Origin of the sequence: Dyella sp. RRB7 (genome assembly GCF_022761115.1) — a bacterium.
In the GTDB taxonomy this organism is placed as follows: Bacteria; Pseudomonadota; Gammaproteobacteria; order Xanthomonadales; family Rhodanobacteraceae; genus Dyella.
On the sequence record NZ_JAKWJS010000005.1, the window covers coordinates 262,431 to 276,118 of the forward strand.

12 protein-coding genes are annotated in these 13,688 nt (G+C 66.2%); 6 read left to right on the plus strand and 6 right to left on the minus strand.

What is annotated here, in order from left to right:
• Positions 1–370 precede the first annotated feature (370 nt).
• The gene (gene ltaE, locus MJ606_RS13655) at positions 371–1,399 is read right to left on the minus strand and encodes a low-specificity L-threonine aldolase (RefSeq protein WP_243050079.1); all 1,029 of its coding nucleotides are present in this window, start codon (positions 1,397–1,399) and stop codon (positions 371–373) included.
• Between the two features lie 151 nt (positions 1,400–1,550).
• On the opposite strand from ltaE, the gene MJ606_RS13660 reads away from it, so the two are divergent.
• On the plus strand, positions 1,551–3,326 hold the full coding sequence (locus tag MJ606_RS13660; protein WP_243050080.1) for a glucan ABC transporter ATP-binding protein/ permease: 1,776 nt from the start codon (positions 1,551–1,553) through the stop codon (positions 3,324–3,326).
• Between the two features lie 11 nt (positions 3,327–3,337).
• Here the strand turns inward: MJ606_RS13660 and lptG are convergent, their stop codons facing one another.
• Positions 3,338–4,441: an LPS export ABC transporter permease LptG gene (gene lptG / locus MJ606_RS13665; protein WP_243050081.1), complete on the minus strand. Its 1,104-nt coding sequence runs from the start codon at positions 4,439–4,441 to the stop codon at positions 3,338–3,340.
• Positions 4,441–5,538, minus strand: coding sequence for an LPS export ABC transporter permease LptF (gene lptF, locus MJ606_RS13670; RefSeq protein WP_343214823.1), 1,098 nt, complete (start codon positions 5,536–5,538; stop codon positions 4,441–4,443). The genes lptG and lptF overlap by 1 nt, the downstream gene beginning before the upstream one ends.
• 218 nt (positions 5,539–5,756) lie before the next feature.
• On the opposite strand from lptF, the gene MJ606_RS13675 reads away from it, so the two are divergent.
• Both MJ606_RS13675 and MJ606_RS13680 read left to right on the plus strand, forming a co-directional pair.
• The gene (locus MJ606_RS13675; protein WP_243050082.1) at positions 5,757–7,244 is read left to right on the plus strand and encodes a leucyl aminopeptidase; all 1,488 of its coding nucleotides are present in this window, start codon (positions 5,757–5,759) and stop codon (positions 7,242–7,244) included.
• Between the two features lie 68 nt (positions 7,245–7,312).
• Positions 7,313–7,735, plus strand: a complete 423-nt coding sequence (locus MJ606_RS13680) for a DNA polymerase III subunit chi (protein WP_243050083.1) — start codon at positions 7,313–7,315, stop codon at positions 7,733–7,735.
• A gap of 126 nt (positions 7,736–7,861) precedes the next feature.
• On the opposite strand, the gene phaZ is transcribed toward MJ606_RS13680, so the two are convergent.
• From phaZ to MJ606_RS13695, 3 genes are all read right to left on the minus strand, one after another.
• A complete protein-coding gene (gene phaZ / locus MJ606_RS13685; protein ID WP_243050084.1) occupies positions 7,862–9,115 on the minus strand; it encodes a polyhydroxyalkanoate depolymerase in 1,254 nt (417 codons plus the stop codon).
• Positions 9,116–9,213: 98 nt separating this feature from the next.
• The gene (locus tag MJ606_RS13690) at positions 9,214–9,957 is read right to left on the minus strand and encodes a methyltransferase domain-containing protein (RefSeq protein WP_243050085.1); all 744 of its coding nucleotides are present in this window, start codon (positions 9,955–9,957) and stop codon (positions 9,214–9,216) included.
• A 42-nt stretch (positions 9,958–9,999) separates the two neighbouring features.
• A complete protein-coding gene (locus MJ606_RS13695) occupies positions 10,000–10,503 on the minus strand; it encodes an RDD family protein (protein WP_243050086.1) in 504 nt (167 codons plus the stop codon).
• 63 nt (positions 10,504–10,566) lie between these two features.
• On the opposite strand from MJ606_RS13695, the gene xerD reads away from it, so the two are divergent.
• The 3 genes from xerD (at position 10,567) to MJ606_RS13710 (ending at position 13,562) form a co-directional block, all read left to right on the plus strand.
• Positions 10,567–11,478: a site-specific tyrosine recombinase XerD gene (gene xerD, locus MJ606_RS13700; protein WP_243050087.1), complete on the plus strand. Its 912-nt coding sequence runs from the start codon at positions 10,567–10,569 to the stop codon at positions 11,476–11,478.
• A gap of 101 nt (positions 11,479–11,579) precedes the next feature.
• On the plus strand, positions 11,580–12,338 hold the full coding sequence (locus MJ606_RS13705; RefSeq protein WP_243050088.1) for a DsbC family protein: 759 nt from the start codon (positions 11,580–11,582) through the stop codon (positions 12,336–12,338).
• 186 nt (positions 12,339–12,524) lie between these two features.
• The gene (locus MJ606_RS13710; protein ID WP_243050089.1) at positions 12,525–13,562 is read left to right on the plus strand and encodes a zinc-dependent alcohol dehydrogenase family protein; all 1,038 of its coding nucleotides are present in this window, start codon (positions 12,525–12,527) and stop codon (positions 13,560–13,562) included.
• The last annotated feature ends 126 nt before the right edge of the window (positions 13,563–13,688 follow it).

Sequence of the window (13,688 nt, forward strand, 5' to 3'; positions counted from 1 at the left end):
CGGGTGCGCGGACGGGTTGCGGAGGTTTGGCGACAGGGCCTCCTGCCCTGACGCCAAACTGGCTCGCCTCCATGCGAGCCACCCTACGGGCTTTTCCTCCACCCGTCCGCCGCGCCATAGGGGACCCGAAGATCAACGGCCAGAGCTCGAGCCGTGTGCTCTTGATCTATGGGGCCCCTGTACACCAAGCGGGGGGCCGTTTCTCTTGGTTACTTCTCTTGACCCCGGGCATGCTGCCCTTCGCCCTTCGGGCCGGCTTCGCCGTTCGCATGCGCTCCTGCGTATGCGTGGGCAAGCAAAGAGAAGTGACCCGGCCTCCGGCAGGAGGGCGGAAGCCCGCCGCAGGCGAGCCTGATCGCGGTCACGCGACTTAAGCGCGACGACCACCCGCAAAGAACGCCCGAAACGCCGCCACCGTCCTCGCCACGCCCTCGTCATCCACATCCAGATGCGTCACCAGCCGCAAGGTCGGCAGATAGCCGATGCTGATGCGTACGCCGGCCTCGCGCAGATGGACGTCCAATTCACGAAGACGATCCGCCGGCACGTCGATAAACACCATGTTGGTGAACTGGCCAAGCAACTTGATGCCCGGAATGTCGCTGAGCCCCGCTGCAAGCGTGGCTGCACGCGCATGATCGTCGGCGAGGCGCGCCACATGATGATCGAGCGCGTAGGAAGCGGCCGCCGCCAGCATGCCGGCCTGGCGCCAGCCACCGCCAGCGACCTTGCGCCAGCGCCGGGCCTTGTCGATCAGCATGGCCGAGCCGACCAGCACCGAGCCCACCGGTGCGCCCAGCCCCTTCGACAGGCACACCGAGACGCTATCGAAATGCCGTGCGATTTCGCGCGCGGGCACGCCGCTGGCCACGGCGGCGTTGAACAGGCGTGCGCCATCCAGGTGAAACCCGAGCCCACGCTCGTGGGTGAAATCACGCGCCGCCCGGATGTAGTCCATTGACATCACGCGGCCGTGCCAGGTGTTTTCCAGCGCCAGCACGCGGGTGCGGGCGAAATGCGGGTCGACCGGCTTGATCGCCGCGGCAAGCTTGTCCAGCGGCAGCGAGCCATCGGCATCCTGGGGAATCGGCTGCGGCTGGATCGAGCCGAGCACCGCGGCACCGCCACCCTCGAACTTGTAGGTATGCGCATCGGCCCCGACCAGATACTCGTCGCCACGCTCGCAATGCGCCATCAGCGCCAGCAGGTTCGACTGCGTGCCGGTGGGCACGAACAGCGCCGCTTCGAAGCCCAGCTCATCCGCCAGGCGCCGCTGCAGGGCGTTGACGCTGGGGTCCTCGCCATAGACGTCATCGCCGACCGCGGCATCCACCATGGCGGCACGCATGGCCGGGGTGGGGCGGGTCACGGTATCGCTGCGCAGGTCGATCGGTTCCACGGCGGTCGCTCACTCGGAAAACAGGCCCGCAGCTTGATCGCTCACCGGCGCCGTCGCAAGCATGGCCATGCTTACGATGGCCGTCCGCTTGGGCTAGCCTTGGGCCCAGCGGCGTCCGCATTGCGCGGGTGCAAGTCGATGGGGCAACCGCATGTCGTTTCTGCGTCTCTACCTGCGTGTCATCGGGCTGCTGGCGCCCGAAAGGAAACTGGCGATCACGCTGGCGCTGGCCAATCTCGCGCTGGCGGGAGTGTTCTTCCTGGAGCCGGTGCTGTTCGGCAAGGTGGTGGATGCGCTGGCAGCGACCCATGGCGGGAATGCTCCGCGCCTGATCGCGCTGTGGGCAGGCGTTGGATTTGCCGGCGTGCTGGCCAGTGTCTGGGTGTCGCTGCATGCCGATCGGCTGGCGCATCGGCGGCGGCTGGCGGCCATCGCCATGTTTTTCGAGCACGCGGCATCCATGCCGCTTTCGTTCCACGGCGAATATCACACCGGGCGGTTGTCGCGCATCATGAACGTGGGCGTGAGCAATCTGTTCAACCTGTGGCTGAGTTTCTTCCGCGAGCATCTGGCGACGCTGCTGTCGATCCTGGTGATGGTGCCGGTGGCGTTGTGGATCAACTGGAAGCTGGCGCTGCTGATGATCGCGCTGCTGGTGTGCTTCTCCGTCTTCAATGCGGTGGCCGTGCAACGCACGCACAAGGCCCAGGGCGAGGTGGAGGAGCTGCATCACGAAATCGCCACGCGCGCCGGCGACGTGTTCGGCAATGTCACGGTGGTGCAGAGCTTTACCCGCCTGGCCGCCGAGTCGCGCGCCTTGCGGGAGATGATGACGCGCACGCTCAACGCGCAATATCCGGTGCTGCGCGGCTGGGCGATTTTGTCCGTGCTCAATCGCGCCGCCAGCACGCTGACCATCGTGGCGATCTTCGCGATGGGCGCGACCCTGCATGCGCGCGGCGAGATCAGCGTAGGCAGCATCGTCAGCTTCGTGGGCTTTTCGATGCTGTTGATCGGACGGCTGGAGCAGTTCGCCACCTTCCTGTCCAACCTGTTCTTCCAATCGCAGTCGCTGCGCGATTTCTTCACCGTGCTCGACCGCCGCCCGGAGATCGCCGACCGCCCGGGCGCCATCGAGCTGCCACGCGTGCGTGGCGAGGTGGTGTTCGACCACGTCAGTTTCGGCTACGACCCGGTGCAGCCGGCACTGCATGACCTGAGCTTCCGCGCTGCGCCGGGCAGCACCATCGCCCTGGTGGGCCCCACGGGTGCTGGCAAGAGCACGGCGCTGAGCCTGCTTTATCGCGCCTACGATCCCAGCGCCGGGCGCGTCACCATCGATGGCCAGGATGTGCGCGAGGTAACGCTCGAGTCGTTGCGCCGGAACATCGGCGTGGTGTTCCAGGATGCCGGCATGTTCTATCGCTCGATCCTGGACAACCTGCGCGTGGGCAACCCCGAGGCTGGCGAGGCGGATATCGAAGCGGCGGTGGCGGCGGCCGAGGCGGCGGCATTCATTGCGCGCAAGCCCGAGGGCCTGGGGACCCTGGTGGCCGAGCGCGGCCGCTCGCTGTCCGGCGGCGAACGCCAGCGCCTGGCCATCGCTCGCGCCATGCTCAAGGACGCACCGATCCTCATCCTGGACGAGGCCACCAGCGCACTCGACAACACCACCGAAGCGCGCATCCAGCGTGCGCTGGACCGGCTCACGGTGGGGCGCACCACCTTTGTGATCGCACACCGATTGTCCACCGTGCGCCATGCCGACCAGATCCTGGTGCTTGACCAGGGGCGCATGGTGGAGCTGGGAACGTTCGACGAGCTGATCCGAAAAGGCGGGCTGTTCGCGCGGCTGGCCGAGGAAGGACAGTTCGTGGCGGATGCACAGCCCGTCCCGGCTTCCTCTCCCCTGGGGGGAGAGGATTGAAGCGAGTGGCGCTAGCCGTGTTTACGGAAGTACAGCCACGCCAATACCGCCAATATCACTGCAGGCAACAGGTTGGCCATCAGCGGCGGCACACCGTAGACGGTGCCGAAGTTCACCATCGCCTTCTGCAGGAAGTACCAGCCGATGGCCAGCAGCATGCCGATGAACATGCGCTTGCCCAGGCCACCGGAGCGCAGCGTGCCGAACGAGAACGGCATGGCGCACAGCACCAGCACCAGCACGTTGAGCGGGTATAGCGCGCGCATCCAGAACGCCGAGGCGTATACACCCGGATTCTGGCCGTTCTGCTCCAGATAGTTGATGTTGCGCCGCAGGTCGCGCATGGGCAGGTATTGCGGCTGGATCACCGATTGCTCCAGCACCTGCGGATTGAGCTTGGAATCCCAGCGCTGGCTCGGGGCGGTGATCGTATGCGTGCCCTTGTCGTCCAGCGTGGTGCTGCGCACCTGGCTCATCACCCATTGCCGGCCATCGTGTTCGGCCGTCTTGGCCCAGTCGAAACGGTCGACCTGGCCGTCCGGGGTGAGCGTGAACACGCGTACATCGTGCAACTGCACGGTGCTGTGCGTGCCCCGGTGTTCGGCCGTCCAGCCCTTGGCGTTGATGATGCGGTCGCCATCGCGTGCCCACAGGCCGGAGCTGCCGCCGAGCCCCATGCTGTTGTTCGACTTCAGGCGCAACTGCATGGCCTGCGCTTGCTGGTCGCCCCACGGCGCGGCGGTTTCGCCCAGGATCACCACGCCCACCACCATGATGGCCACCACGCCCACCGCGGACACGGCAATGCGCAGCTTGGAAAGTCCGCAGGCGCGCAGCGCGGTGATCTCGTTGGTGGAAGCCAGGCCGCCGAGGCCCAGCAGGCCGCCGATGAGCGCCGCATTGCCGAACATTTCATAGAGGCGGCGCGGAAAAGTCACCAGCACGTAGACCACCGCGTTGGTCACCGTGTAGCCGTTCTTGCCCACGTTGCCGAGCTGGCGCAGGAACTGGAATACCGCGTCGAGGCCGGTGATCACCAGCCACACCATCAGCATCGAGCCCAGTACGGTCGTGCCGACCAGCCAGTCAACGCGCCGGATGCGGAACCTGCCCATCAGGCACCCGCCTTGCGCGGTTTGCGCTCGACGTACTGGTTACGGAACATCCAGGCAGCGTAGGCAAACACGATAAAGCTCACCATCCACATCGGCGCCGAATGGTGCCAGTGGCCCTTGATGATCTGGCCGCGGCATAGCGCCAGCAGCAGGTAGTAGAAGTAGAAGCTGAGCACCGCCAGGAACAGGCGCCCGAAGCGCGGTTCGCGCGGGCTCTGGCGCGACATCGGCAAGGCCAGCGCCAGCAGCACCAGGGTCATGGCCGGCGCGATGGTGCGCCAGGCGAACTCGGCGCGCGTGTCCGGGTTGTCGGTGCGCAGCAGCTGCATGGTGGTGAGCGAGTGCGCGGGATCCTCGTCGTCCTCGTCGGACTGGATGCTGTCCAGCGAGGCGTCGTTGCGCTCGTATTTCATCTTGCGCCAGTTGTCGGCGCCGAGCGGGATGTCGTACTGCCAGCCGTCCCAGAGCGCCAGGAAGCGGCCATTGCCGTCGGTCTCCTGGTAGAGCTGGCCATGCTTGCCGGTCACGATCTTGAGATGGGGCACGTTGTCGTGGCCGGCGCGCTCGGTGGCAATGAAGGTATTGCCCAGCGTGCTGCCATCGCGGCTGAGCTCGTCGACGAAGATGATGCCGCCCTTGCCGGGCAGCTCGGTGAAGCGGCCCGCGTCCAGGCCCGCCGCGATCACCGAGCGGTTGGCCTCGGCCACCAACTGGTCGGAGGTGCGTGCCGCCCATGGCCCCAGCCACAGCGACACTGCGCCCACCAGCACGGCCACCACCAGCGAGAGGATGGACAGCGGACGCAACAGCCCCGAGGCACCCATGCCGGAGGAGGCCAGTACATGCATTTCGCTTTCGCGATACATGCGGCCAAGGCCGTTGAGCACGCCCAGGAAGGCCGCCAGCGGCAGCAGGGTGGTCAGGCCGTCGAGCATGTTCAGGCCCAGCACCTGGAACATCACGCTGGCCGGGAAGCTGCCATTGGCCACCTGCTGCAGCACATGCGCGAACGAGGTGCCGGCCATGATGGCCAGCAGCACGATGGCGGTGGCGGCTACGGTCTGAGCCAGCTCACGCAGGAAATAACGATCGAGGATGCTCAGAAACGGTCCTCACGCATGCAGAGGCCCGCGACGCGGAAGGCACGCGCGCAGGACGGGGAACAACCGCTAAGTGTACGGGCTATCACCCGGATCATGGGGACAGGTTCTCGACATGCGATAAGATGATGGGCTTGGCGCCGCCCTTTTCGGGGCTGGCAAACCCCAAGTCTAGCCTGTCCGGACCTTTCCGGACCTTTCCGCAGGACATCTTCATGACTCTCCAGTTCAGCCTTGGCTCCGCCGCTCCCGAAACCGTCGATACCGCTTGCGTGGTGGTCGGCGTCTATGAGAACGGTGTGCTCACCAGCGCCGCTGCCCGCGTGGACACCGCCGCGCACGGCGCCATCAAGCGCCAGGTGGAGAGCGGCGACATCAACGGCAAGGCCGGCACCACGACGCTGCTGTATGCGCCCGAGGGCGTCACCGCCAAGCGCGTGCTGGTCGTGGGACTAGGAACGCAGAAGACCTTCGATGGTGCACGCTATCAAAAGGTGAATGTCGAAGCCGTGCGTGCCCTGGGCCGCCTGCCGGTGGACAACGCCGTGTCCTACCTGACCGAGGTGGAGGTTCCCGGCCACGACCTGGCATGGCGCGTGCGTACCGCGGCGCTGGCCGCCGATCACGCCGCCTATCGTTACACCGCCACCTTCAAGCCGCGCGAGAAGAGCACCCAGCCGGAGCTGGCCGCCATCGCCTTTGCCGCCGGCAACGAGGCACAGGCCGGTCTGGAGCAGGCTGTCGCCATCGCCGCGGGCGTGCGCTTTGCGCGCGAACTGGCCAACCTGCCGCCCAACATCTGCAACCCCGCCTACATCGCGGCGCAGGCCGAGCAGTTCGCCGCGCAGCACGACAAGGTCAGCTGCAACGTGCTCGACCACGAAAAGATGGGCGAGCTGGGCTTCGGCTCGCTGCTGGCGGTGGGCCGTGGTTCGGCCAACAAGCCCAAGCTGGTGGTGCTCGAATACAAGGGCGGCACCGAGGGCGACAAGCCATACGCGTTCGTCGGCAAGGGCATCACCTTCGACACCGGCGGCATCAGCCTCAAGCCTGGCCCGGGCATGGAAGAGATGAAGTTCGACATGGGCGGCGCCGCCGGCGTGCTCGGCTGCTTCGTGGCTGCCGTCAAGCTCGGCCTGCCGGTGAACCTGGTATGCGTGGTGCCCGCGGTCGAGAACATGCCCGACGGCGACAGCTACCGCCCCGGCGACGTGCTGACCAGCCTGTCCGGCCTCACCATCGAAGTGCTCAACACCGATGCCGAAGGCCGCCTGATCCTGTGCGACGCGCTTACCTACACCGCGCAGACCTTCCATCCCAAGGTGCTGATCGATGCCGCCACGCTGACCGGCGCCTGCGTGGTTGCGCTGGGCAAGCACGCCAGCGGCCTGATGAGCAAGCACGACGACCTCGCCGCCGAGCTGGTCGCCGCTGGCGAACAAACGCTCGACCGCGCCTGGCGCCTGCCGCTGTGGGACGACTACCAGGTGCAGCTGGAATCGGGCTTTGCCGACGTGGCCAACATCGGCGGCAAGAACGCCGGCGCGATCACCGCGGGCTGCTTCCTGGCGCGCTTCACCGAAGGCCAGCGCTGGGCGCACCTGGACATCGCCGGCACCGCCTGGGACGAAGGCCGCAAGGGCCTGGCCACCGGTCGACCGGTGTCGCTGCTGGTGCAGTGGCTGATCGATCGCGCTGCGTAACCCACTGTTCGTCATTCCGGCCCACGCCGGAATGACGATTCGTTAGCCTCAGCCAAGATCTCCCGCCCATGCCACGCGCCGATTTCTACCTGATCGACAAGCCGCGCTTTCGCGAACAGCCCTTGCTGCTGGTGTGCGAACTGGCCAAGCGTGCGCATGCGGCGCAGCAACCCACGCTGATCCTCGCGCGCGATTTCGCCCAGGCCGAAGCCATCGACGAACTGCTGTGGGAATTCGACGAAGACGGCTTCATCACCCACCAGCTCGCTGGCGACGATGATGACCAGCACACCGCCGTGCTGATCGTGCCCCCCGGCATCGAGACGCCCGACCGCCCCTTGCAGATCAACCTGCGCGAGGCATGCCCGCCCGGTCGCTACGATCGCGTGCTGGAAGTGGTGGCGGCGGATCCCGCCGAGCGCGAGGGTTCGCGGTCGCGGTGGGGGGAATACAAGCGGCGTGGGTTTGAGGTGAACAAGTTTGATATGTAGGTGGGATGGGGTGTGTCGGTTTGGTGTCAGCAGGATCGGTGCGTTCTAGCTCGTCATGCCCGCGGAAGCGGGGATGACGAGCAAGGGAAGCGGCCTGCGACACCCACCGCAACCCCCAGACACCACTCACTTCCCCGCGCGATCAAACTTCCGGATGAAATCCTTCACCTGCGGATACACCGTCTGGCGCCAGCGCCGCCCGCTGAAGATGCCGTAGTGGCCGGCCCCTTCAACGACTCGGTGCGCCCGACGGTCGGTGGGAATGCCGCTGCATAGGTCATGGGCGGCTTCGGTCTGGCCCAGGCCGGCGATGTCGTCCAGCTCGCCTTCGATGGTGAGCAGCGCGGTATCGGTGATGGCTTCCGGCTTCACGCGTTCGCCCGAGACATCCCATAGCCCGCGCGGCAGCAGGAACTGCTGGAACACGGTGGAGATGGTGTCGAGGTAATACTCGGCCGGCATGTCGAGCACGGCGTTGTATTCGTCGTAGAACTTGCGGTGCGCCTCGGCATCGTCCTGGTCGCCGCGCAGCAGGTTTTCGTAGAAATCCCAGTGCGAATTCACGTGGCGGCCCGGGTTCATCGCAATGAAGCCCGCGTGCTGCAGGAAGCCGGGGTAGACCTCGCGGCCGCTGCCGGGATAGTTCGCCGGCACGGTGTGGATGACGTTGCCCTTGAACCAGCTCAGCGGCCGGGTGGTGGCCAGGTTGTTGACGCCGGTCGGGTTGCTGCGCGGCTCGATCGGGCCGCCCATCATGATCATGCTCAGCGGCGTTTCTTCGCCGCGCGCGGCCATCAGCGACACCGCGGCCAGCACCGGCACGGTCGGCTGGCATACCGAGACTACATGCAGGCGATGCGCGCCGATGTGGCGGATGAATTCCTCGATATAGGCCACGTAGTCGTCGAGGTGGAACGGGCCTTCGCTGGCCGGCACCATGCGCGCATCGACCCAGTCGGTGATGAACACCTTGTGGTCCTGCAGCAGGGTACGAACGGTATCGCGCAGCAGCGTGGCGTGGTGGCCGGACAGCGGCGCCACCACCAGCACGACCGGATCGTTCTTCATCTTCTCGATGGTTTCCGGATCGTCACTGAAGCGCTTGAAGCGCTTGAGCTGGCAGAACGGCTTGTCCAGCACCACGCGCTCGATCACGGCGATTTCCTGCCCGTGCGCGGTGACCTGCGGCAGATTGAAACCGGGCTTCTCGTATTCCTTGCCCAGGCGGTGCAGCAGCTCGTAGCCGGCGGCGAGCCGCTGTGCGCCGGGCACATGCGAGAGCGGGCTGGTGAGTTCGCTGAACATCTTCGCGCTGGCTTCGGCGTAGTGGCTCAGCGGACCGAGGATGGCGCGCTGCCACTCGTGAATCTGATAAAGCATGGGGGTGGAACCGGAAGCATCGGGAGATCGGCATCTTACCCGGTTTGGCAGCGTCGTGCTGCGCTGCCGCATTGTCTCAGCCCTGTTGAATCAGTTGTTTACGCGCGGCGACAGAGCAACAGCATCTCGTCGACGCAGTACGTCGAGCCCAGGCCAGGCTGCCAGCGCAAGGGTTTCTGCAGGCGCAGCCCCAAGGGCATGACGACGCGGTTGTACCACCACAGGGCACGGTCGCGCTGGTGCGTGAGATACCACTGGCCCAGCGCCAGCAGGCGGGACGAGGCCGGTTGCATGCCGTAGGTGGCGCTGCGCTCGATGGTCCAGCCATGGGCCGCCAACCGGTTTTGGATCTGCCCGGGTTCGTAGCGGCGATAGTGGCCGACGAATTCATCGAAGTCGGTCCATGCGGCTTGGTGCAGCGGCACGGACAACAGCAGGCGGGCGTCGCGGGCCGCTACGCGGGACAGTTCGCCCAGCGCCTTGTCGTCGTCCACCAGGTGCTCGAGGATGTCCAGCGCGCAGATCAGGTCGAAGCTGGCATCCGGGCAGGGCAAGGCGGTGATCGAGCCACGTAACGCGCTGGCGCCGTGGGCACGCAGCCCGGCCAGGGCGGCTGGGGTGATGTCGACGAAATAGGTGCCGTCCAGCGGCAGGCGCGGACGCAGGCCGGGGGCCACTTCCAGGCGGCGCGGCAGGGCCATGGCCAGTTCGCGCACCATCGGCCAGGTATTGAAGCGGCTGGGATCGACCAGGCGCGAGCCCGCCCACAGCGACTCATAGAATCCGCGATTGATGCGGTTGAGTTCGGCCGCGGTGCGTTGAGGCAGGGCAAGAGTCGGCATCCTCGCAGTGTCGCAAGGAAATGCCTTACATGGATGTGAAGGTCAGCCGATCCTGCGTAGTTCGGTACGTGTGGCGATATCGTGCACAGCCCGATGTCGCGGATCGATGGCGCCCAGGCCGAACCAGATCGCCCAGCCGATGCCGACCGCCCACAGGGCGCCACGCACGCCCACCCAGGGAGCCAGTGCCAGCAGCAGCATCGGCATGGCGGCGACCAGCAGGCGCACCACTGCCTGCGCCAGCGTCAGGCGGCCACCGTCGCTGTTGGTTACCCGGATACGCCAGGGGCGCATCCCCAGCGTCTGCCCGCCGCGCAGCCACGAGACCAGGAAATAGGCGGAGACCACCAGCGCCTGCAACGGCTGGTACCACCATGCGATATGCGCCTGGCCATCGCTGCTGACCAGCGTGCCGCCGGTGATGCGCTGGCAGACATAGCCCACCACCATCACGATCGCCAGCACCGCCAGCAGGTCATAGACCAGGGCGATCAAGCGGCGCCAGAGTGGGCAGGTCACATCGATGGAAGCGGTGATCGAGGTCATCGGAAGGCGGCCGGTGGAAGAAGGTGCTTGCACGCGAGGTGGCCGACGGCGAGCATCGCGTCCATGCAGGAACCCTCCCCAAGTATCGCCGAAGCGGATCGCCGCAGCATCGACGCCTTCATCGAGCGGGTCTGGTCCGAGGACGGACTGGCCGACCGTACCCTCGAGGCTTATCGCCGCGATCTCGACGGGCTCGCGCGTTGGCTGGCCACCCAGGGCCAGAACCTGCGTAGCGCGCAGCGCCATCATCTGTCCGCCTATCACGGCAGCCAGCCGGTGGCGGTGCGCTCGCTGGCGCGACGGCAATCGGCGTTTCGTCGCTATTACGCCTTTCTGGCCCGCACCGAGTCGGGTTTTGACGACCCGACGCTGTTGATCGAACGCCCCAAGACCCCGCGCAGCCTGCCCAAGGCGCTGGCCGAGCGGGAGATCGAGGGCTTGCTCGACGCACCGGACGTCACCAGCACGCTGGGCCTGCGCGACCGCGCGATGCTGGAGCTGATGTATGCCTCCGGCTTGCGCGTGTCGGAGCTGGTCGAACTGCCGCTGGCCTCGCTCAACCTGCGCCAGGGCGTGGTGCGCGTTACCGGCAAGGGCGGCAAGGATCGCCTGGTGCCGATCGGCGAGGTCGCCGCGGAGCGCATCGAAGCCTACCTGGCCGGTGCCCGGCCGCTGCTGGCCAAGGGGCGCCAGCCGGCGGCGCTGTTCCTCAGCAACCGGGGCGAGGGCATGACGCGACAGATGTTCTGGACCCTGGTCAAACGCTATGCGGCCGGCGTGGGCATTGCGTCCAAGCGCATCTCGCCCCATGTGCTGCGGCATTCCTTCGCCACGCATCTGCTCAACCACGGCGCCGATCTGCGCGCGCTGCAGATGCTGCTCGGCCATAGCGCGCTCAGCACCACGCAGATCTACACCCTGGTGGCCAAGGAAGGGCTCAAGCGCCTGCATGCCCAGCACCACCCGCGCGGATGACGGGTCCTGCGCCGTGGCCGGCGAATCCGTTCAAGTCGCCTGTGCGAGAATGCATGCCCCAGCGTTTCCGCTTGCGGAAACGGATGCCCATGAGGTCCGCGATGTTCAAGAAATGGTTGTTGGCGCTGTGCGTCAGCGGGTTCGCGCTTAACGCCTGTGCTGCCAATGACGGCGCGGCGAGCCCCGAGAATACGGTGCGCAAGGCGGTGATGTCGCTGGTGCCGGGCGTAAGCGTCGATTCGATCAAGCCGGCGCCGATGCCGGGCTTTTATCAGGTCATCGCCTCCGGGCAGCTGGTCTATGTCAGCGCCGACGGCAAGTACATGTTGAATGGCGACCTGATCGACCTGGCCACCAAGAAGAACATCAGTGACGATGGTTGGGCGGATTACCGCAAGGCCGAGCTGGCCAAGCTGCCCGAGTCCGATCGCATCGTGTTCTCGCCGGCCAACCCGCGCTATCGCGTCACCGTGTTCACCGATGTGAACTGCGCCTATTGCCGCGCGCTGCATGAACACATTGCCGACTTCAACAAGGCCGGCATCGCGCTGGAATACGTGGCTTGGCCACGCGACGGCGTCACCAACCCGGCCGGTCACAACACGGACACCTACAACGAGATGGTGTCGGTGTGGTGCGCGGCCGACCGCAAAGCGGCCTTCACCCAGGCCAAGGAAGGCAGGAAGCCCAAGTCGGCCACCTGCGATAACCCGGTGAAGAACGAATTCGACCTGGGCGTGCGCCTGGGCGTCAGCGGCACCCCGACCATCATTGCCGAAGACGGCACCATGCTCGGCGGCTACGTCACGCCGGAGCAGATGCTGCAGCTGCTGAGCAAGAGCGGCGCCAAGGGCAGCTGACGTCAGGACCACGGCAGCCTCGCCTTCGGCGGGGCGAACGCTTGCGCGAGGTCGCGCGGTTTGCCTGCGTGACGTTCGCGTCGCGCTGATTTTTCAACAACTACACTCCTTCGCTTCGTCCTCGCGCTGCGCATCCAACGGATGACGCAAGCTGCGCAAGCTTCCGAAGACAGCAAGGAGGTCAGCATGAAAGCGCTTGTTTATCGTGGCGTTGGCGACATCGCCCTGGAAGATCGTCCCGAACCCCGGCTGCAACAGCCCGACGACGCGGTGGTCCGACTGCTGAAGACCACCCTATGCGGTACCGACCTGCACATCATCAAGGGCGACGTGCCCAGCTGTACGCCCGGGCGCATCCTTGGCCACGAGGGCGTGGGCGTCGTCGAGCAGGTCGGCGCGGCGGTCAGCCAGTTCAAGCCGGGCGACCATGTGCTGATCTCCTGCATCAGCGCCTGCAGCAAGTGTGATTTCTGCCGCAAGGGCATGCCTTCCCATTGCCGCACCGGCGGCTGGATTCTCGGCAACACCATCGACGGCACGCAGGCGGAAAAGGTGCGCATTCCGCATGCCGACACCAGCCTGCACCCGATTCCCGGCGGGGTGGAGGAAGAGGCCATGGTGATGCTCAGCGACATCCTGCCCACCGGCTTCGAATGCGGCGTGCTCAATGGGCGCGTGCAGCCAGGTGGCTTGGTGGCCATCGTGGGTGCCGGTCCCGTCGGCCTGGCGGCCCTGCTCACCGCCCAGTTCTATTCGCCGGCGCGGATCATCATGATCGACCTGGACGACAACCGCCTGGAGGTGGCCAAGCGTTTTGGCGCCACCGACGTGCTCAATGCCGGCGACGCCAAGCTGGTGGACAAGGTCATGGCGATGACCGGCGGGCTGGGCGTGGACAGCGCCATCGAGGCGGTGGGCGTGCCCGCCACTTTTTCGCTGTGCGAAACGCTGATTGCCCCGGGCGGCGACATCGCCGTGCTGGGCGTGCATGGCGTGCCGGTGCCGCTGCACCTGGAGCGCCTGTGGTCCCACAACATCACCTTGCGTACCCGGCTGGTGGATACGGTCACCACCCCTATGCTGCTGCGGAGCGTGCAGGCAGGCAAATTGCAGCCGGCGCAGTTGATCACCCACCATTTTGGCCTGGGCGACATCCTGCAAGCCTATGATGCCTTTGGCAAAGCGGCACAAAACAAGGCGTTGAAGGTCATCATCGACGTCTGAAGCAGGTGCGGCCGGGGTGCCTGGCAATCGGGTGCCTCGCCCGTCTCCTCAACGTCTGTGCTGCGTTGCGGTAACGCCCGCCTGCCTTGGAGTACAATAGGGGTTTTCGCTAGCTCCCGTTCCCCG

What these genes read in the sequence shown, in the direction of transcription:
- MJ606_RS13660 (WP_243050080.1), top strand. Translation starts at nt 1,551, where the DNA reads ATGTCGTTTCTGCGTCTCTACCTGCGTGTCATCGGGCTGCTGGCGCCC.
- lptG (WP_243050081.1), bottom strand. Translation starts at nt 4,441, where the DNA reads ATGGGCAGGTTCCGCATCCGGCGCGTTGACTGGCTGGTCGGCACGACC.
- MJ606_RS13675 (WP_243050082.1), top strand. Translation starts at nt 5,757, where the DNA reads ATGACTCTCCAGTTCAGCCTTGGCTCCGCCGCTCCCGAAACCGTCGAT.
- MJ606_RS13680 (WP_243050083.1), top strand. Translation starts at nt 7,313, where the DNA reads ATGCCACGCGCCGATTTCTACCTGATCGACAAGCCGCGCTTTCGCGAA.
- phaZ (WP_243050084.1), bottom strand. Translation starts at nt 9,115, where the DNA reads ATGCTTTATCAGATTCACGAGTGGCAGCGCGCCATCCTCGGTCCGCTG.
- MJ606_RS13690 (WP_243050085.1), bottom strand. Translation starts at nt 9,957, where the DNA reads ATGCCGACTCTTGCCCTGCCTCAACGCACCGCGGCCGAACTCAACCGC.
- MJ606_RS13695 (WP_243050086.1), bottom strand. Translation starts at nt 10,503, where the DNA reads ATGACCTCGATCACCGCTTCCATCGATGTGACCTGCCCACTCTGGCGC.
- xerD (WP_243050087.1), top strand. Translation starts at nt 10,567, where the DNA reads ATGCAGGAACCCTCCCCAAGTATCGCCGAAGCGGATCGCCGCAGCATC.
- MJ606_RS13705 (WP_243050088.1), top strand. Translation starts at nt 11,580, where the DNA reads ATGTTCAAGAAATGGTTGTTGGCGCTGTGCGTCAGCGGGTTCGCGCTT.
- MJ606_RS13710 (WP_243050089.1), top strand. Translation starts at nt 12,525, where the DNA reads ATGAAAGCGCTTGTTTATCGTGGCGTTGGCGACATCGCCCTGGAAGAT.